The 18,223-nt window shown below is 65.4% G+C and carries 21 protein-coding genes, 1 tRNA gene and 1 pseudogene; 7 read left to right on the forward strand and 16 right to left on the reverse strand.

Translation table 11 applies throughout. The features are described from left to right. Window positions 1–21 precede the first annotated feature (21 nt). The 5 genes from AB7008_RS12950 to ygfZ all read right to left on the reverse strand — a co-directional run bounded on the left by AB7008_RS12950 (window position 22) and on the right by ygfZ (window position 3,821). A complete protein-coding gene (locus AB7008_RS12950) occupies window positions 22–990 on the reverse strand; it encodes an NUDIX hydrolase (protein WP_041960392.1) in 969 nt (322 codons plus the stop codon). 70 nt (window positions 991–1,060) lie between these two features. Beyond that, window positions 1,061–1,567: a tyrosine phosphatase family protein gene (locus AB7008_RS12955; protein ID WP_441258920.1), complete on the reverse strand. Its 507-nt coding sequence runs from the start codon at window positions 1,565–1,567 to the stop codon at window positions 1,061–1,063. Window positions 1,568–1,711: 144 nt separating this feature from the next. Beyond that, window positions 1,712–2,326, reverse strand: coding sequence for a YfbR-like 5'-deoxynucleotidase (locus AB7008_RS12960; protein ID WP_014497313.1), 615 nt, complete (start codon window positions 2,324–2,326; stop codon window positions 1,712–1,714). After that, window positions 2,323–2,949, reverse strand: a complete 627-nt coding sequence (locus AB7008_RS12965) for a DNA-3-methyladenine glycosylase I (protein WP_028158167.1) — start codon at window positions 2,947–2,949, stop codon at window positions 2,323–2,325. Before AB7008_RS12965 ends, AB7008_RS12960 begins: the two co-directional genes overlap by 4 nt. Further along, complete coding sequence (ygfZ, locus tag AB7008_RS12970; RefSeq protein WP_441258921.1) at window positions 2,946–3,821, reverse strand: CAF17-like 4Fe-4S cluster assembly/insertion protein YgfZ; 876 nt, start codon at window positions 3,819–3,821, stop codon at window positions 2,946–2,948. Before ygfZ ends, AB7008_RS12965 begins: the two co-directional genes overlap by 4 nt. Before the next feature lie 101 nt (window positions 3,822–3,922). Between ygfZ and AB7008_RS12975 the strand changes: the two genes are divergently transcribed. The 5 genes from AB7008_RS12975 (at window position 3,923) to AB7008_RS12995 (ending at window position 8,054) form a co-directional block, all read left to right on the forward strand. Beyond that, window positions 3,923–5,257 (forward strand): dihydroorotase, encoded by a 1,335-nt coding sequence (locus AB7008_RS12975; RefSeq protein ID WP_014497310.1) that lies wholly within the window; start codon window positions 3,923–3,925, stop codon window positions 5,255–5,257. Window positions 5,258–5,448: 191 nt separating this feature from the next. Beyond that, window positions 5,449–6,318, forward strand: coding sequence for a sulfurtransferase (locus tag AB7008_RS12980; RefSeq protein ID WP_028158164.1), 870 nt, complete (start codon window positions 5,449–5,451; stop codon window positions 6,316–6,318). Between the two features lie 93 nt (window positions 6,319–6,411). Beyond that, window positions 6,412–7,101, forward strand: a complete 690-nt coding sequence (locus AB7008_RS12985) for an RNA polymerase sigma factor (RefSeq protein ID WP_441258922.1) — start codon at window positions 6,412–6,414, stop codon at window positions 7,099–7,101. Between the two features lie 88 nt (window positions 7,102–7,189). Beyond that, on the forward strand, window positions 7,190–7,723 hold the full coding sequence (locus AB7008_RS12990; RefSeq protein WP_441258923.1) for a DUF4142 domain-containing protein: 534 nt from the start codon (window positions 7,190–7,192) through the stop codon (window positions 7,721–7,723). 10 nt (window positions 7,724–7,733) lie between these two features. Continuing rightward, the gene (locus AB7008_RS12995) at window positions 7,734–8,054 is read left to right on the forward strand and encodes a cupredoxin domain-containing protein (protein WP_441258924.1); all 321 of its coding nucleotides are present in this window, start codon (window positions 7,734–7,736) and stop codon (window positions 8,052–8,054) included. 196 nt (window positions 8,055–8,250) lie between these two features. Here the strand turns inward: AB7008_RS12995 and AB7008_RS13000 are convergent, their stop codons facing one another. From AB7008_RS13000 to AB7008_RS13015, 4 genes are all read right to left on the reverse strand, one after another. Continuing rightward, the gene (locus tag AB7008_RS13000) at window positions 8,251–8,517 is read right to left on the reverse strand and encodes a hypothetical protein (protein WP_014497305.1); all 267 of its coding nucleotides are present in this window, start codon (window positions 8,515–8,517) and stop codon (window positions 8,251–8,253) included. Between the two features lie 285 nt (window positions 8,518–8,802). Continuing rightward, window positions 8,803–9,180 (reverse strand): TIGR02301 family protein, encoded by a 378-nt coding sequence (locus tag AB7008_RS13005; protein WP_094892124.1) that lies wholly within the window; start codon window positions 9,178–9,180, stop codon window positions 8,803–8,805. Between the two features lie 46 nt (window positions 9,181–9,226). Next, on the reverse strand, window positions 9,227–9,661 hold the full coding sequence (locus AB7008_RS13010) for an NUDIX hydrolase (RefSeq protein WP_041960376.1): 435 nt from the start codon (window positions 9,659–9,661) through the stop codon (window positions 9,227–9,229). A 19-nt stretch (window positions 9,662–9,680) separates the two neighbouring features. After that, window positions 9,681–10,181, reverse strand: a complete 501-nt coding sequence (locus AB7008_RS13015; protein ID WP_028158159.1) for a hypothetical protein — start codon at window positions 10,179–10,181, stop codon at window positions 9,681–9,683. A 63-nt stretch (window positions 10,182–10,244) separates the two neighbouring features. Between AB7008_RS13015 and AB7008_RS13020 the strand changes: the two genes are divergently transcribed. Beyond that, window positions 10,245–11,009: an SOS response-associated peptidase gene (locus AB7008_RS13020; protein WP_441258925.1), complete on the forward strand. Its 765-nt coding sequence runs from the start codon at window positions 10,245–10,247 to the stop codon at window positions 11,007–11,009. Between the two features lie 189 nt (window positions 11,010–11,198). Here the strand turns inward: AB7008_RS13020 and AB7008_RS13025 are convergent, their stop codons facing one another. The 6 genes from AB7008_RS13025 to AB7008_RS13050 form a co-directional block, all read right to left on the reverse strand. Beyond that, complete coding sequence (locus AB7008_RS13025; protein ID WP_441258926.1) at window positions 11,199–12,392, reverse strand: CaiB/BaiF CoA transferase family protein; 1,194 nt, start codon at window positions 12,390–12,392, stop codon at window positions 11,199–11,201. A gap of 36 nt (window positions 12,393–12,428) precedes the next feature. Further along, window positions 12,429–13,358, reverse strand: a complete 930-nt coding sequence (locus tag AB7008_RS13030; RefSeq protein ID WP_441258927.1) for a glycine reductase — start codon at window positions 13,356–13,358, stop codon at window positions 12,429–12,431. 286 nt (window positions 13,359–13,644) lie between these two features. Further along, window positions 13,645–14,226, reverse strand: a complete 582-nt coding sequence (locus AB7008_RS13035) for an NUDIX domain-containing protein (protein ID WP_014497298.1) — start codon at window positions 14,224–14,226, stop codon at window positions 13,645–13,647. Between the two features lie 13 nt (window positions 14,227–14,239). Further along, a complete protein-coding gene (locus AB7008_RS13040; RefSeq protein ID WP_441258928.1) occupies window positions 14,240–14,680 on the reverse strand; it encodes a GNAT family acetyltransferase in 441 nt (146 codons plus the stop codon). After that, window positions 14,677–16,104, reverse strand: coding sequence for an FAD-binding oxidoreductase (locus tag AB7008_RS13045; RefSeq protein WP_441258929.1), 1,428 nt, complete (start codon window positions 16,102–16,104; stop codon window positions 14,677–14,679). Before AB7008_RS13045 ends, AB7008_RS13040 begins: the two co-directional genes overlap by 4 nt. A 78-nt stretch (window positions 16,105–16,182) precedes the next feature. After that, on the reverse strand, window positions 16,183–17,172 hold the full coding sequence (locus AB7008_RS13050) for an L-threonylcarbamoyladenylate synthase (RefSeq protein WP_441258930.1): 990 nt from the start codon (window positions 17,170–17,172) through the stop codon (window positions 16,183–16,185). A gap of 68 nt (window positions 17,173–17,240) precedes the next feature. On the opposite strand from AB7008_RS13050, the gene AB7008_RS13055 reads away from it, so the two are divergent. Beyond that, window positions 17,241–17,317 (forward strand) — tRNA-Pro (locus AB7008_RS13055). Window positions 17,318–17,488: 171 nt separating this feature from the next. On the opposite strand, the pseudogene AB7008_RS13060 reads toward AB7008_RS13055, so the two are convergent. Next, a pseudogene (locus AB7008_RS13060) lies at window positions 17,489–18,055 on the reverse strand (tyrosine-type recombinase/integrase); the annotation flags it as partial. Between the last annotated feature and the right edge of the window lie 168 nt (window positions 18,056–18,223).

The following is an 18,223-nucleotide window of genomic DNA, read 5'->3' on the forward strand; positions in this document are numbered from 1 at the left end:
CGGTCACGCAAATCCCAGGATCTAGCGCCGGGAGCGTACGCGCAAGCCCGGCGCGGGTCGTTCCTGGAGCACGTCGCGGCGGAAGCGGTAGAGCGCCGCCGGCCGTCCGCCGGTCTGTGTCGACATCACGCCGGTCGGTTCGACCAGGGCTTCGGTTTCGACCAGGCGGCGGAAATTTTGCTTGTGCAGGTGCCGGCCGGAGATCGCCTCCACCGTGTACTGCAATTCAGTGAGTGTGAAGTCCGCGGGCAAAAGTTCAAACACGACAGGACGATACTTCAGTTTTGCACGCAGCCGCGCGATCGCTGTCGCGAGAATCCGGCGGTGATCGAACCGCATCGAGGTCCCGAGCGCGGGAAGCTCCTTGCGCGCCAATGCCGCAGGACGGCCATCGCGCCGCGCCTCCTCGATCAGCCCGGCCTCGTACAAGAGCTCGTAGCGGTCGAGCACGCGCTCCTCGTCCCAGGGCGCGCCGTCGAGACCGAAATAGAACCGCACGCGATCCCGGCGCGGCAGCGCGCGTGTGGTCTCCGGCGTCTCCTCCTCGGCCCATAGCGTCAGCGCCGGAATGATGTCGCGGGCGATGATCGCGGGCGGCTCCTCGCGCCAGTCTTCCCAGGGGAGGAAGCGATACCACGGTTCAAAGCCCGCGCCGGTCGCTGCGAGCTCGCCGCCCACCGCGCGCGTCAGCGCGAGATAGCCGATCGACACCATATGCGCGCCGGTGTCGCCGGCCTCGGCGTGCCGGCCACGATCGCCGAACGTGTAGAGCTGCTCGACATAGCCGAGCCGCAAGCCCGCCTGCGCCTCGACCCAGGCGCGCAGGCCGATTTCGAATGTGCGATGGCTGAGCGCATCGAACGGGCCGAACGGCAGGCCCGCCAGCCCATCACTGCTGTGTGCGGTGAGGATCAGCGGCTCATGGTCCTCGATCGCGACGATCGCCGCGGTCAGGCCGATCTCGATCGGCGTCAGGAACTTGTCGCTCATGCGATGATGATCGCAGGTGCTGCCACAAGCCCGGCCATGACGGCAACACCTGCATTGTGGCGCGTAGCGGTCATTCGACTTCGATCGCGAAGGGGCGGCCTTCCACCATCATGGCGCCCGGGCCCATCTCGTCGAGCGCGCGCAGCATGCGGCCGTTGCGTCCAAGCGCGCGGTCGGCAAGGCCGACGATGCGGCGGTTCGGCGAGGCGATCGGGGAAGCCGCGCGGATCTTCTTGGCGATCTCGATCTCGTCGCGATCCGGATTGAGGGCGCAGACGGCCGCGAAGGCGCTTGCAGTTGAGCGGCTGATGCCGGCGTAGCAATGCACCACCAGCGGGGCGCTGCGATCCCAGCCGCGCACGAAATTCAGCACCTGGTCGATATGAGCTTCGGATGGTGCGGTAAAGCCGTCCATCTCCTCGGTGATGTCGTCCATCGACACCTTGAGATGGTTGGCCGGCAGCACCGACACCGGACGTGCCACCTGCTCGACATTGGCCATGACGGTCAGCACATGGCTGGCCCTGGTGAGGCGGACGGTTTCGGGAAGGGCGGCGAGGGAACAGACGTGGATCATGGCGGACCTTTTTGCCGCTGATTATAGCGAGCGCTCGTAGGGTGGGCAAAGGCGCATCGCGCCGTGCCCACCGTTTCGCACCGCGCACACCGCGGCTAGTTTGGTGGGCGCGCGTCGCTTTGCCCACCCTACGAAGGGATGATGCTACGCGAACACCGCGTTGAACCGCTCCAGAAACTGCTTCTCGGCCCGCGCCGCGGTCCAGGGCGTGAGGTAGTCGCGGCGGACGCTGTCGGAGAGGCCGGGGTCCCTGCCGAACAGGCGCTTCGCCTCGCTTTCGCTGAAGCCGGCAAGCTCGGTTGCCTCCAGATAGGCCGCCCCGCGATCGGCGGCCTTGATGGCTTGCGTGATCTCCTCGGGGAGCGCCGGCGGCAGGCCGAAGCGGATGTGGATGGCGCCGAGCAGGCGCTTCTCCACCGCCTTGTAGTGGCCGTCGAGCACGGCCTTGAACGGCGAGATCATGTCGCCGATCACGTATTCGGGCGCATCGTGCAGCAGGGCGGCGAGCCGCATGCGCGCGTCGACGCGCGGCATCTCGTGCCGCATCACGGTCTCCACCAGAAGCGTATGCTGCGCGACCGAGAAGATATGCGCGCCGGTGGTCTGCCCGTTCCAGCGCGCCACGCGTGCCAGCCCATGCGCGATGTCGGCGATCTCGACATCGAGCGGAGAGGGATCGAGCAGATCGAGCCGCCGCCCCGACAGCATGCGCTGCCAGGCGCGGGATGCCGCGTCGCGTGCCGTTTTCTTCGCGGTCATTTGGCCTTGAGGCGCGGCTTGCGCTGCGTCTTGCCGCAGCTCGCGTGACAATGGCAGTCGACGAGATGGTCGTTGACCATGCCGGTCGCCTCCATGAAGGCGTAGACGATGGTCGGACCGACGAATTTGAAACCGCGCGAGGACAGTTCCTTGGAGATCTGCACCGACAGCGGCGTCGAGGCCGGCACGCTCGCAGTGGTCTTGAAATTGTTGACCTTGGGCCGTCCGTCCATGAAGTCCCACAACAGCTTCGAGAAGCCCGGGCCCTTCTCCATGATGTCGAGATACGATTTCGCGCTCAGGATCGCGCCGTCGATCTTGGCGCGATTGCGCACGATGCCGGCATCGTTCATCAGCGCGTGCACCTTCTTGTCGTTGTAGCGCGCGATCTTCTCCGGCTGAAAATCGTCGAAGGCTTTGCGGAAATTGTCGCGCTTGCGGAGGATCGTGATCCAGGAAAGGCCGGCCTGGAAGCCGTCGAGGATCAGCTTTTCATAGAGCGCACGGTCGTCATATTCCGGCACGCCCCATTCGGTGTCGTGATAGGCGACATAGAGCGGGTCTTCGCCGGGCCAGGGGCAGCGGGTCTTTCCGTCGGGATGCAGGCGGGGGGCTCGGCTCATGCGATGGGCTGCTTCAGGGGAATGCGGACGACGTCGGGTTCGGCGAGCCTCACGGCGAGGCCGCCGGCGGTAAGCGACTGGCCGGCATCGAGCGCGTCCGCAACGCGGTCGATACGTACCAGCGCGATGCCCTTGCCCTGCGCGGACGAGCCCATCGTGCCGACCGGCTTGTCGCCGGCCATAACACTGACGCCGGCCTCCGGCGAGAGGTCATCGAGCAGCACCTTGACGCTGCGGGTGCGCGCGGTGCCGCGATGCTGCATGCGCGAGACGACCTCCTGGCCGACATAGCAGCCCTTGTCGAAATCGACGCCGGCAAGACGGTCCATGTTGGTCTCGTGCGGGAACGCATCGCTGTACATGAAATCGAGCCCGCCGCGCGGCACGCCGAGCGCGATACGATGCGCCTCGTAGTCGGAGGCGTCGACCAGCTCGGCGCCGATGAGATCGGACAGCTTTTGCTTGAGATCTTCGGGGATCAGGATGCGAGTGCCGAGCGCATCATTGCGCGGATCGGCGAACGCGAGGTCCGGCTGCGCCGCAAGCTGGCCGTCCCAGGCCGCGAGCACACCGAGATCGAGGTTTTCCACCGTGACCTTGGCGCGCAGCTTGTAGAACTTCAGCTTGGTGGCGAGGCCCTCGGCCAGCGCCTTCGGACAGTCGATCAGGAACCCGCCGCCATGGCCTGCGGGCACCTCGGTGATCAGGAAATCCACGATGATCTTGCCCTGTGGCGTCAGCAGCGCGCCGAATCGCCCCAGGCCCGGCTTCAGCCTGTCGAGATCGGTCGTGATCAGGCCGTTGAGGAAGTTGCGCGCGTCCTCGCCCGCGACCTTGACCACGCTCCGGTCGGGAAGAAACGCTGATTTCATGTGAAAATCTCTTGCGACATGTTGCTCCGGAACGTAAGCCCGCAGGGCATAAACGACAAGACCTCAAGCCCCGCGCTTGGGGATGAGAGAGGCCTTCAGCCATGACCCAGCGCTTCGATGTGATCCTCAAAGGCGGCACCGTCGTCAACCAGGACGGCGAGGGTGTTCGCGATATCGGCATCACCAACGGCCGCATCGCGGAGCTGGGCCCGCTGTCGCAGGCCTCCGCCGCTGAGGTGATCGACTGCAAGGGTCTCCACATCCTGCCCGGCGTGATGGATACCCAGGTGCATTTCCGCGAGCCCGGGCTGGAGCAGAAGGAAGACCTAGAGACAGGGTCGCGCAGTGCCGTGATGGGCGGCGTCACCGCCGTGTTCGAGATGCCGAACACGTCGCCGTTGACCGTGACGGAGGCCACCTTCACCGACAAGGTGAAGCGTGCCCATCATCGCATGCATTGCGATTTCGCGTTCTTCATCGGCGGCACCCGCGAGAACGTGCAGGATCTGCCGGTGCTGGAGCGCGCGCCCGGCTGCGCGGGCGTCAAGGTGTTCATCGGCTCGTCGACCGGCGCGCTGCTGGTGGAGGACGACGAGAGCCTGCGCCGCATCTTCCAGGTGATCCGCCGCCGCGCCGCCTTCCACGCCGAAGACGAATACCGCCTCAACGACCGCAAGTCGCTGCGCATCGAGGGCGATCCGCGTTCGCATCCGGTCTGGCGCGACGAGACCGCCGCGCTGATGGCGACGCAGCGGCTGGTCAAGCTCGCGCACGAGACCGGCAAGCGCATCCACGTGCTGCACATCTCGACCAAGGAAGAGATCGAGTTCCTGCGCGACCACAAGGATGTCGCCTCCTGCGAGGCGACGCCGCATCATCTGACGCTGGTCGCACCCGAATGCTACGAGCGGCTCGGCACGCTCGCGCAGATGAACCCGCCTGTGCGCGGGGCCGATCACCGCGCCGGCATCTGGCGCGGCATCGAGCAGGGCATCATCGATGTGCTCGGCTCCGACCATGCCCCGCATACGCTGGAAGAGAAGTCGAAGACCTATCCGGCGTCGCCCTCCGGCATGACCGGCGTGCAAACGCTGGTGCCGCTCATGCTCGACCACGTCAACGCCGGCCGCCTGTCGCTGGCGCGCTTCGTCGACCTCACCAGCGCGGGCCCCGCGCGTCTCTACAACATGGCCTGCAAGGGCCGCATTGCCGCAGGCTACGACGCCGACTTCACGGTCGTCGATCTCAAGCGCAGCGAAACCATCACCAACAAATGGGTGGCGTCCAAAGCCGGCTGGACCCCCTATGACGGCGTCCGCGTCACCGGCTGGCCCGTCGGCACCTTCATCCGCGGCCGCCGCGTGATGTGGCAGGGCGAACTGGTGACGGCCTCGCAGGGCGAGCCGGTGCGGTTTCTGGAGACGCTGAAGCAGTAAGGGGCAGGGCTGCGCCGTTCACTCCCGGTGTCATGCCCCGCCTTGTGCGCAATTGCGCACTGGGGCGGGGCATCCAGTACGCCGCGGCGATAGTTGGTTGATACGATTGCCGCCTCTGGAATACTGGATTGCCCGCTTTCGCGGGCAATGACAGAGTGCCAGGAAGCGCTCGCTCAAATTGGGAGAGAGCAATGTCCCAACCGACCCCCCTCATCACCACCGCGCAACTCGCCGCGATACTCGGTGATCCCAACCTCCGCCTCTACGACTGCACGACCTACAACGAGCCGGTGCCGCCGGGCAGCGATGTGCCCTATCGCGCGGTGCCCGGCGACAAGACGTTCGCGGCCGGCCACATCCCCGGCGCCGATTTCCTCGACCTGCAAGGCGAGTTCTCCGACACCTCCGCGCAACAGTTATTCATGATGCCCAGCGTCGCCCAGCTGGAGGCCGCCTTCGGCCGCCACGGTGCTGACGCATCCAAGACCATCGTGCTCTACAGCATCGGCACGATGATGTGGTCGACACGGTTCTGGTGGATGCTGCGCTCGCTCGGTGTCGATGCACAGGTGCTCGACGGCGGTTTTGACAAATGGAAGGACGAGGGGCGGCCGGTCGAGACGGGCGCGCCGAAGGGCTATCCCGGCACCACCTTCAAGGCCGCGCCGCGCGCGGGCTTGTTCGTCGACAAGACCGCCGTGAAGGCGCAGATCGGCGATCCCTCGACCGTGATCGTCAACGCGCTGGGGCCGCAATTTCATCAAGGCCTCGAGCCGAGCCGCTACGGCCGGCCCGGCCGCGTGCCCGGCAGCGTCAACGTGCCCGCGGCCATGCTCGCCAAGGCCGACAAGACGCTGACGACGCTTGCCGATGCTGAAGCGAAATTCGCGGCCCAGGGCGTTACGCGCGACAGGAATGTGATCTGCTATTGCGGCGGCGGCATCTCGGCGACGATCGACCTCTTGATGCTGACGCAGCTCGGCTACGACAAGCTGACGCTGTACGATGCCTCCATGGGCGAATGGGCGAGGGATCCGGCACTGCCGATCGAGACGGACTAGCTCTTACCCTCGCTTGGAGGGGGTAAGAAAGTCGGGAACCTTTTCGCTGCCCCCGCATCCAATGTCCGGATCGAATTGAAACAGGTGACCACCATGCAGCGGACCGCAGCCGGCCTGCCCGCCGGCGCCAGAGCATCGGAAGCCGAACTGGTCGACCGCGCGCGGGGCCGTGACGAGCTCGCGTTGCGCGAGATCATGCAGGCCAACAACCGCAGGCTCTACCGTCTGGCGCGCGGTATCCTGCGCAGCGACAGCGAAGCCGAGGATGTGGTGCAGGAAACCTATGTCCGGGCCTTTACCCATCTGGACGACTTTCGCGGCGAGTCCGGGCTGTCGACCTGGCTGTCGCGCATTGCCATCAACGAGGCGCTTGGCCGGGCGCGAAGCCGCAAGCCGCATGTCGAGCTCGGCGCTCTGCCGGAGGAGGCGCTCGACGCGCAGATCATAAAATTTCCCGTTTCTCCCGCAGGCGATCCGGAAAGGACCATGGCCCAACGTGAAATCCAGCGCGTCGTCGAACGCGCAATCGACGAACTGCCGGATGTCTTCCGCATGGTCTTCGTCGCGCGCGTCATGGAGGGGATGAACATCGAGGAGACCGCAGATCTGCTCGGCGTCAAGCCCGAGACCGTGAAGACCCGGCTGCACCGTGCGCGCACCATGCTGCGCGAGAACGTCGAGAAGGAGATCGGTCCGGTGGTGATGGATGCGTTCCCGTTCGCCGGGTGGCGCTGCGAGCGGCTGACCGTATCGGTGCTGAGGCGACTCGGCAGCGGCGGCTGAAGTTTTTCGGGAACGTTTGCGCGAAAATCCCATCCAATGCCTGTGAAGCAACGCCGGCAAACCGTCCGGCAGCACAGGAGTTTCAGACATGTTCACCCGATGGAGCACGGCGATCGCCGCGGCAATTCTGTTGTCGAGCCCGGCGCTGCCGCAAGCCGCGAGCGCAGCCGACAAGCCCACCGATCCGCAGATCGCTCACATCGCCTACACCGCGGGCGTGATCGACATCAACGCGGCCAAGCAGGCGCAGAAAAAGGCCAAGAACAAGGACGTCAAGGCGTTTGCCGAGGACATGCTGCGCGACCACGAGGCGGTCAACAAGCAGGCGCTGGCGCTCGTCAAGAAGCTGAACGTTACGCCTGAAGACAACGATACCAGCAAGGCGCTGTCGAAGCAGGCGAGCGACAAGCTGGCGGAGCTCGGCAAGCTGAGCGGCGCGGCCTTCGACAAGGCCTATGTCGCGAACGAGGTCGCCTACCACAAGGCGGTCAACGGCGCGCTGGAAACCCAGCTCATCCCGTCCGCCGGCAACGCCGAGCTCAAGAGCCTGTTGCAGACCGGCCTGAAGATTTTTCAAGGCCATCAGCAGCACGCCGAGCATGTCGCGGCCGAGCTGAAATAGGGGGTGTGGCATGAAGCCGGGACACCTCGCTTCGATCGCGCTTGCGGTCGCCTTGCTGTCGATCTTTGTCCCGGCGCGCGCCGCGACCATTCAGATCACAATGGAAAATCTCGTGGTCTCACCGGCCGAAACGTCCGCGAAGGTCGGCGATACCATCGAATGGATCAACAAGGACGTGTTCGCGCACACCGCCACGGCGAAGAACGGCGATTTCGACGTGATGCTGCCACCGAAGGAGTCGGCAACGTTTGTTCTGAAGAAGGCGGGAACAGTCGATTATTACTGCCGCTATCATCCCAACATGAAAGCGACGCTCAAGGTCGTGCCGTGAGGGAGGAGGGAGCGCATTCCCAATCGTGGCGGGAATATCTCCCGGTCATCGCGAGACTAATGCTTGTCCGGGGGAGGCGGCTTCCGTGCGATAAACGAGGCAGACTTCGCGAACCAGTTCGCCAGAGCCCGTTCGCCAGGTCATTCATCCGTAGACTGGCCCCGCCCGCGTGGCGGGGTCATTTTTCGCAAGAAGCTTACTGCCTTGCGAGAGTGACCGAGAATTCGCCGTTGCGGATGCGGCCCGGAAAACCCTCGACGAATTTCGCCACCGCATCCTCGCCGTAGGTGCCGACGAGCTCGGCGAATGCCGCAAACAGGCTCGCCTGCGCCAGGCAGTCGCCGTCGACGCCATCATGGCGCGCCTCGGCCCAGGCCTCGTTGAGATAGCTCAGCGCGGCCTGTTTCTGCTCGTGATCGGGCAGCGGCGCGCGGGCGGGGGCGTAGGACACTGAATGGCTCATGAAACTCGATCAGGGCTGGGGCGCGATCCACGGCGATGCGCTGTACGAAAGGTGTAGCACGCGTATTAACGCCCGCTAGGCCACATCTTTAGGAACGGTTAACGGCTGTGAACAAAGTCGATGACAGGGTTCCGGATGCGCGTTTGCGTTCATCTCTCTCGTCATTCCGGGACGCGCCGACAGGCGCGGGCCCGGAATCCATCGTGGGGGCCCGATGGATTCTCAGATGCGCAATTGCGCATCGTAGCTCGCGCTTCGCGCGCCCCGGAATGACGGAAAGAGAAATCAGTTGGCGTAACGCGCCGTGAGATCGCGCGAGATCTTCGAGCCTTCCTCGATATAGCGGCGGATCGCCACCGTCGCGGCCGGCGTGCAGCTCCGGTAGGTCTGCTGGAAGCCGTTATAGCCGCGGTTGAAGCCGGCGATCATGCGGGTGCGGCGCTCGCCCGAGGGGGTTTCGGCATCGATCAGCGCCTGCATCTCGTTGCGCCATTTGTTGCCCTCGTTGGACCCGCAGATGCCACGCAGGTAATGCAGCCCGCCGAGGATCTCCGCCAGCCGCTGCAAATCGGCGTCAAACGGCGCCGCCACGTCCTGGGCCCTCGCGGGCACGGAGGCGCAGGCGAGAATCAGGGCAAAAATGGCCAGAAATCGCGTGGACATCGGCGGGGTGTATGCCCCCTCGGGGCGGATGACGCAAGACGGGGGGTCAGGGCCCGATCAGCCGGGCGGCCGATAGGATGACCTCCTCCAGCCCCCCGGTCAGCTTGAGGTCGCCGAGGCTCGCCAGGGCGTCGGGGGCGATCCAGCGGTAATCGTCGAGCTCGTCGTTGAGAGCGGGCTCCTTGGCCACCCAGCGGGCGGCAAAGGACATGATCAGATAATGGCCGGCGCCGGGGGCGGCCGGCAGCACCTCGCGCCAGCCGGCGAGGCCAATGATCTCGATGGCGAGCCCGGTCTCCTCGTCGACCTCGCGCGCCAGCGCCTGGTGCAGCGATTCGCCGAACTCGACCCGGCCGCCCGGCAGCGAATAGAACCCCTTGGCGGGCGAGCGGGCGCGGCGGGTCAGAAGCACCTTGCCGTCACGGAAGATGGCGGCACTGACCGCGATCTGGGGGTGGGTGGGCTGGATGACCGCGGACATATCTTCAACAACCCTTGGCTCAATTCGCCATGATGGTGTCGACGTCGGCTTCCGCGCCGCCATTGATGATGCCGCCGCAGGCCGCGATCAGCGGCTTGACCCAGAGCGTGGCCTGCTCGGCGAGGCGGACGCGGGTCGTGTCCTTCTCGACCTCGCGCATGGCCGAGCCGACCGCTGTCAGGATCGAGGTCATGGTATCAGTGATGTGGTCGAACTGGGCGCGCACGTTCGGATCGGCCTTCTCATAGGCTTCGATGGCCAGATCCCGTGCCTTGAAATTCGACGCGGTGAAATGCTCGGCATAGGACAGCGGCGACCAGGTCAAAAAATCTTCGGCGCATTCAGGCATGTCCGGGACCATTTCCAGCAGCATCACGGCTTCATTGAAATGGTTGAGATAGTCGGTGGCAAGCCCGGTTCGCGGGTTGATGTTGGCCACGCGCAGCCGCTCGGCCCAGGCGGCGGCCTCGGGGCCCGTCTGTACATGTGTCCGCGCGGGTTGGGAGGCCATTGAGCTCATCTGCCGCAGTGTTAGCATTCGGGGTTAAAAGGACCTGAACGGACCCTATATAGATATCCAAGGATGTGTGGACGCTTCGTCATAACTTCGGCCCCCGCGGCTTTGCGGCAACTGTTCGGCTATGTCGAGCAGCCGAATTTCCCGTCACGGTACAACGTCGCTCCGACACAACCGATTCCGGTCGTGCTGCTCGAGAACGGCGCGCGCCATTTCCGCTTGATGCGCTGGGGATTGTTGCCGAGCTGGGTCAAGGATCCCAAGGGATTTACGCTCCTGATCAACGCGCGCTCCGAGACGGTGCTGGAAAAGCCCGCCTTCAAGAACGCGATTCGGAGGCGCCGCGGCCTGATTCCCGCCGACGGCTATTATGAATGGAAGGCGGAGGGCGGCCGCAAGCAGCCCTTCTTCATCCACCGCGCCGATGGCCAGCCGCTCGGCTTTGCTGCGGTATTCGAGACCTGGGTCGGGCCGAATGGTGAGGAACTCGACACCGTCGCGATCGTCACGGCGGCGGCGGGCGAGGATCTCGCCGCCCTGCACGACCGCGTGCCCGTCACCATCAGCCCGCGCGATTTCGAGCGCTGGCTCGACAGCCGCGGCGACGATGTCGATGCCGTGTTGCCGCTGATGTCCGCGCCGCGCATCGGCGAATTCGCCTGGCACCCGGTCTCCACCCGCGTCAACCGCGTCGCCAATGACGACGATCAGCTCGTGTTGCCGATCAGCGCGGAGGAGATGGAGGCCGAGGCAGAGGCTGCGAAACCGAAGAAGGCGGCCCGGAAGGTTGCCGCTAGCTCGTCAGATGACGGGCAGGGGTCGTTGTTCTAGCCCAGCTAGTGCTTTTTGCTCCGCTGTCGTCCCGGACAAGCAAAGCGCAGATCCGGGACCCATAACCACAGGGAGAGGTGTGGTGCGATCCGGCAACCACGAGTCTTCGTCAAATTAAATTCTGTGGTTATGGGTCCCGGGTTCGCGCTGCGCGCGCCCCGGGACGACGGTGTCTGTGAGGTTACGCTCTCACACGATCTCTTTTGCCCTCAGCGCCGCAATCTCCGCCGCATCGAATCCGAGCTCACCCAGCACCGCATCCGTATCCGCGCCCAGCTCCGGCGCCATCCGATCGAGTTTGCCGCCGCCATGGGCGAGCTTGAAGCCGCTGCCGGCAAAGCGCAGGCGGCCATAGGGTGTGTCTAGCTCCTGGATCGCGCCGCGGGCCTTGATTTGCGGATGATCGATGACCTCCTCGACCTTCCAGATGCTGGCGCAGGGCGCGCCGGCATCTTCCAGGATTGTCTCCCACTCGCGCGCAGGCCTGGCCGCCAGCGCCTCCTCGATGATGGCGCGCAACGCGCTCTCGTTCTCGTTGCGCGCGAACCAGTCGGCGAAGCGCGGGTCTGACAGCGTGTCCTCGCGGCCGAGCGTGGACATCAGCGCGCGGTACTGCTTCTCGTTATTGACGGCGAGCAGGATGTGGCCGTCGCCGCATCTGAACAGATTTGCCGTGGTCCGGCGGCTCACGGCCTGGTTGCCCGACAGCTGCTGGCGATGGCCGGCGACCGACCAGTCCGCGATCTGCCCCGAGAGAAACGCCATCGTCGCCTCCAGCATCGAGACGTCAATCAGCTGCCCCTTGCCGGTGCGGTCGCGCTGATACAGCGCGCTCGACACGCCAAAGGCAGCCGTGGCGCCCGAGAGCACGTCGCACACTGCAAAGCCCGCGCGCGTCGGCCCCGTCTCGGGATGGCCCGTGATCGCCATGATGCCCGACAGCGCCTGCATCTTGCCGTCATAGCCGGGCCGCAGGCGGTCCGGGCCGGTCTGGCCGAAGCCGGACACGGCGCAATAGATCAGCTTCGGATTGATCGCGGAGAGCGCCTCATAGCCGATCCCGAGCTTGTCCATCACGCCCGGGCGAAAGTTCTCCATGACGACGTCGACTTGCGCGGCAAGCTTCTTCACGATCGCGATGGCGTCGGGCTTTTGCAAATCGAGCGTCAGGCTGCGCTTGTTGCCGTTGATGGCCTGGAAGGCCGGCGCGAGCCCGCGCTCGGCCCATTCGCGGCTGAGCGGCGTACGGCGCATGTCTTCGCCCTCGCGCCGTTCGACCTTGATGACATCTGCCCCGAGCAGCGCGAGCTGGTAGCTCGCATAGGGGCCGGCCAGCACTTGCGTGAAGTCCAGGATCTTCACGCCCTCGAACGGTCGCGTCACGTCGCTCTCCCCTTCGTTTGTTGTTATCGGAGGACGTCAGGCGGCGCGGTTGCCGCGCGCGATCTCCTTCTGCTTGTCGAATTCGGCGCGGCGGCGCGCCAGCTCTTCAGGCGAGAGCTGTGCGACGTTGTTGTAGTCGAGCTTCCAGGAGGCGTCCTCGCTCCAGCGCAGCGGCGACTGCATCGTGGTCTGCGGCCCGCTCGCGCTTTCCAGCAGCGTCAGCGCGAGCTCCAGCGTCTGCGCCTGCGAGGCGACGTCGTGCGGCTTGCCGGCCGAATTGCCGAGCGGGAAGTCCGAGAACAAAAAGCGCGGCACGGCGGCATGCTCGATGATGTCCTTGGCGCAGCCCATCACCACAGTCGGGATGCCGTTGGCTTCCAGATGCCGCGCCACCAGTGCGGTGGTCTGGTGGCAGACCGGGCAGTTCGGCACCAGCACGGCGACATCGACCGTGTCGGCGAGGCAGCGCGCCAGGATTTCCGGCGCGTCGGTGTCGAGCGTGACGCGATGGCTCCGGTTGGTCGGCGCGCCGAAGAAGCGCTGGCTCACCTCGCCGATCCGGCCTGCGGCAGATGCCTTCAAAAGCTGCGGCAGCGGAAACCAGGTGCCGTTGTCGGTCGCCGTGGTGTGCTTGCGGTCGTAGCCGATATGGGAGATGCGCAGGTCGTGCTGCTTCGAGGTGTCGCCGTCATAGACCTGGTAGAATTTGGCGCCGCCATTATACGCCGCGCCCGGCCCCTGGTCGCCCTTAGTGGGTTCGTAAGGCGCGGCCGTGGTGATGATCGTCACGCGCGATTGCGACAGCGGTTTCTTCAGCGGCTGGAACGGCGCCTGGGTGTAGTGCGCCCAGCGATACGGCGTGGTGTAGCCGATCGCGGTGTAATAGTCGCGCGTGCGCTGCATATAGGGGACGGGAGAGTCATAGTCGGGCGCAAAGCCGAATTCGTCGTCGCGCGAAGCGGACATGGGGCGCGTCTCCTGGTTCTTGGTTGGCGCCAGACTAGAGATAGTTTTGGAGTTGCTCAACCGGGGCGGGGCGGCGCAGGGCAGAATTGCGGCGCTGATAGAGCGGGCCGTGCTCTTTCCCCTCTCCCCCTGCGGGAGAGGGTGGCTCGCCGCGGAGCGGCGAGACGGGTGAGGGGTATCTCTCCGCGAGTCCGTTCTTTCTGAATTTGCGGACGCGTACCCCTCATCCGGCGCTTCGCGCCACCTTCTCCCACAAGGGGAGAAGGGAAGAAGACAGCTCGCGCACCTATCTGAACACGTGCAGCGCCGCGTATTGCAGCAGCATGATCGCCTTGGCGTCGATGATGCGGCCGTCCGCGATCATCGCCAAGGCCTCGTCGATCGAGAGCTCCAGCACCTCGATGTCCTCGCCCTCATGCTCCAGGCCGCCGCCGTCGCTGACCCGCATCTCCGGCTCGTATTCGGCGACGAAGAAATGCAGCTTCTCGGTGATGGCGCCGGGGCTCATGAAGGCCTCGAACACCTTGTGGACGTGGTGCAGGCGATAGCCGGTCTCTTCCTCGGCCTCGGCGCGGATGCGCACCTCGGGGGAGGCGTCGTCGAGCACGCCGGCGGCCGCTTCGATGAGGAGATCGTCGTAGCCGCGGATAAAGGCCGGCAAACGGAACTGGCGCACCAGGATCACCGTACGCCGTGCGCGATTATACGGCAGCACGGCGGCGGCGTTGTCGCGCTCATAGGTCTCCCGGTGCTGCGTCTGCCACTCGCCATTGGCGCGCCGGTACTCGAACGTCGTGGTCTTCAGCGTGGTCCAGCCGTCCGAGAGCACGCGGACGTCCTTGATGCGGACGCGGTCGGAAATGGTCATTGCTGTTTTCCAGCTACGTTGTGGAAGCGCGGCCGTCGAGCCACTTCTGGAACATCACCGAGGTGGATTCCTCGAAACCCAGCGACTGGTAGAACGCATTGGCTTGCGCGTTCTCGCGACGGACCAGCAGCTGCAGCTTCAAAATGCCGGCCTGGCGCAGCCAGTCCTCGGCCGCGGCCATGATGAGGCGGCCATAGCCGCGTTTGCGCCCATCGGGATCGACCGCGACGTAATAGACCCAGCCGCGATGGCCGTCATGGCCGACCATGGCGGTGGCGACGATCGCGCCGCCGTCGCGGCCGATCAGCACGGTCGAATTGTCGCGCCGCCGCGCCAGCGCGATGTCGGCATGCGGGTCGTTCCAGGGCCGCGTCAGGCCGCAGCGCTGCCACAGCGCGACGACGTTCTCGACATCGGCATCGGCAATCGCATCGATCGTGAGAGACACGCTCACAGCACCTTCCCCGGATTCATGATGCCGTGCGGATCCAGCATCGCCTTGATCGCGCGCATCAGCTCGATCGCGGTCTTGTCCTTCACCTCGGGCAGTTCGTCGCGCTTGAGCACGCCGATGCCGTGCTCGGCCGAGATCGAGCCGCCCATGCGCAGCACGATCTCGAACACGACTGCGTTCATCTCGTGCCAGCGCGCCAGGTAATCTGCGGTGTTGGCGCCGATGGGCTCGCTGACATTGTAATGCAGATTGCCGTCGCCGAGATGGCCGAACGGTACCGGCCGCGCGCCGGGGATCAGTTTCACGACGGCGGCATTGGCCTCGTCGATTAAGGCGGGCACGGCGGCCACCGGAACGGAGATGTCATGCTTGATCGAGCCGCCCTCGGGCTTCTGCGCCGACGACATCTCCTCGCGCAGCTTCCAGAAGCCGTTGCGCTGGGTGAGGTTGGCCGCGATCACGGCGTCGTCGACGATCTCGTCTTCCATGGCACGCGTCAGGATCGTCTCCAGCGGCGTGCGGGCATCGTCGCCGGGCGAGGACAATTCCATCAGCACGTACCAGGGATGTTTTGCTTCGAGCGGATCGCGCACGTCGATGCCGTGGCGGACCGAGAAGTCGACCGCCATCTCCGACAGCAGCTCGAAGCTCGTCAGCGCGTTGGCGGCTTCGCCTTGCGCGATGGTCAGCAGCTTCAGCGCCGCCGCCGGCGATTTCAGCCCGACGAAGGCGGTCTCGACCGCCCGCGGCTTCGGAAACAGTTTTAGCGTGGCCGCCGTGATGATGCCGAGCGTGCCTTCCGCGCCGATGAACAGGTTGTGCAGATTGTAGCCGGTGTTGTCCTTTTTCAGCTTCGACAACACGTTGAGCACGCGACCGTCGGCAAGCACTACCTCGAGCCCCAGCGCCATCTCGCGCGCAACGCCATAGGCGAGCGCGGCGGTGCCGCCGGCATTGGTCGAGAGATTGCCGCCGATGGTGCAGCTTCCTTCCGCGCCGAGCGAGAGCGGAAACAGCCGGTCCGCGTCGGCCGCCTTCTGCTGCGCGACTTGGAGCACGACGCCGGCCTCGCAGGTCATGGTGTTGGAAGCGGTGTCGACCTCACGGATCTTGTCGAGCCGGCGCAGCGACACCACAACCTCGCCGTTGTGCGGCGTCTGGCCGCCGACGAGCCCGGTGTTGCCGCCCTGCGGCACCAGCGCGATTCCGTGCGCGGAGGCGAGCTTGCAGATCGCCGAGACTTCCGCCGTCGAGCCCGGGCGCAGCACCAGCGGCGAGCGGCCGTGAAACAGGTTGCGCTCCTCGGTGACGTAAGCCTCGATGTCGACCGCGTCGGTGATGGCGTGGCGGTCGCCGACGATCTTGCGGAATTGTTCGATCAGCTCGGGCGCAAGCGGCGGGGTGGCAGATTTATTGACGTTCATGCTCTTGTCTCTTCTTCGCTTTTATCTCTTGCGCATGATCTTATCGGAAAACCGCTGCTCATTTTTCCGGATCATGCGCTATCGGGCGACCGCGGCCCGGCGCAGCCGGTCGTTGATGGCCTCGCCAAGTCCTTCTTCCGGCACCGCCATCACCGCGATCGCTCGCGGGTTTTTCGCATCGAGGGCGCGAAGATAGCCGAACAGATTAGTGGCGGCTTCATCGAGATCAGCCGCGGACGACAAATTCATGACAGCGGCGGCGGCCTCCTGGCCTGGCAGGCGATCGGGTCCGAAGGCCAGCAGCGCTTCGCCCGCGGCCACATCGCGCGCATTGAGCCGCACGCTGGCGCGCGGCGCGTAATGCGAGGCCAGCATGCCCGGCGCCAGAGGCTGGCTGTCGTCGCTCTCGGCCTCCACGGGCGGCCGCGCCAGCGATGCGCCGAGCACGGCCTCGATCCGTTCGCGCGACAGCCCACCGGGGCGGAGCAGCATCGGGGCATCGAAGCAGCCGACGATGGTCGATTCGACGCCGACCTTGACCGGCCCGCCGTCCACGATCAGGTCGATCCGCCCGGCAAGGTCGCTTTCGACATGAGCTGCCAGCGTCGGCGACACATGGCCGGAGATGTTGGCGGACGGCGCCACCACGGCCCCGCCGAAGGCGCGCAGGATCGCCTCCGCCACTGGATGGGCGGGAATGCGGATCGCGACCGTGTCGAGCCCGGCGGTGGCCAACTCGGCCACCGGGCAGTCGTCCGTCTTCGGCACCACCAGCGTCAGGGGCCCCGGCCAGAACGCTTCCGCAAGCCTCAACGCACGCGCGTCGAACCGTCCGATCCGGCGCGCGGCGGCGAGATCGGCGACATGGGCGATCAGCGGGTTGAAGGCCGGCCGCCCCTTGGCGGCGTAAAGATGGGCGATCGCGTTGGCATTGGCGGCGTCCGCCCCGAGCCCGTAGACCGTCTCGGTCGGAAACGCGACCAGCCCGCCGGCGGCCAAAATCCGGGCGGCAGCTTCCGCGCCGGCCGCGCCGGCCGGTAAAATCGACGTTTCAAGACCCGTTTTCACAGGGACAAAATTCCTCATACCGGCCGCTTGCGGTGCGTCAAACCCGACGCTATAAGCCGCCTTCTTGTCGGAGTGTGGCTCAGCCCGGTAGAGCACTGCGTTCGGGACGCAGGGGTCGCAGGTTCGAATCCTGCCACTCCGACCAGAAATCATTAGGCTTTTTCTTCTGATTTCGATCCTCGGTCAAGTTGACCACCGTTTCGGCCACCGAAACGTACCGGCTCTTTTGGCCAATGGCCGCAGCCGCCCCCTGGAGGAAGTCCGGGTGGTGATGGCCATAAGTGTCCTGCAGGACCTCGGGTGACATGCCCAGGAACCCTGCCGCCTCCCAGATTGGCACACCACGCTGCATGAGCCACGTCGCAGCTGTATGGCGCATGGTGTGGGGTGTGACCCTCCCGGGCAGGCGGGCAAGCCCCACGGCGGTCTTGAAGCCCTTTTTCACCGAAGCTACCGGCTTGCCGTTGAACTCGACGAAGCACTCTGCGATCAGCTTACGGTTCCACCACCGTCGAAGGTGGGCGAGCAGCCGAGGCGGGATAGGGGCTGGTGTCTGACGCTTCTTTGTCGCGCGCTTGCCGATGGCCCGACGATAAAAAATGCCGCGCTCCAGATCCACGTAAGAGCGCCCAGTTATCGCATATGGCGACGCCGATGCGATCGCGCCTGCCCGAGTGCCAGTATACAGGCCGATCAGGATAAACCGCGCGATATGGCGCAGAGGCCTTCGGTTCGTGGCGACCGTGCCGCCCTTCGACGTTCCTGAGTGTATCGTCTGTTTCTCACGATACCTCCAACAATGCCAAAGCAACGCTGCGGCCTCTTTGCGAGTCAGCCATCGGTCGCGTGCCTCACCTTTGGGAGGGAGCGACACCCGTACCATGCCGCGGTGAAAGCCTTCCTTTGCGTGGTGATTGATCGCGGCGCGCAGTGTCTCGAGGTCGCGGCGAGCACCACCCGGACTGCCACGATGCTTGGTGTAGCCCGCACAAGTCTGGGCATTAACCTGTGCCAGCTTCCTGCCACCCCAATACTCGTTGAGCCGTTCGAT

Origin of the sequence: Bradyrhizobium sp. 521_C7_N1_3 (genome assembly GCF_052075975.1) — a bacterium.
Taxonomy (GTDB): Bacteria; Pseudomonadota; Alphaproteobacteria; order Rhizobiales; family Xanthobacteraceae; genus Bradyrhizobium; species Bradyrhizobium japonicum.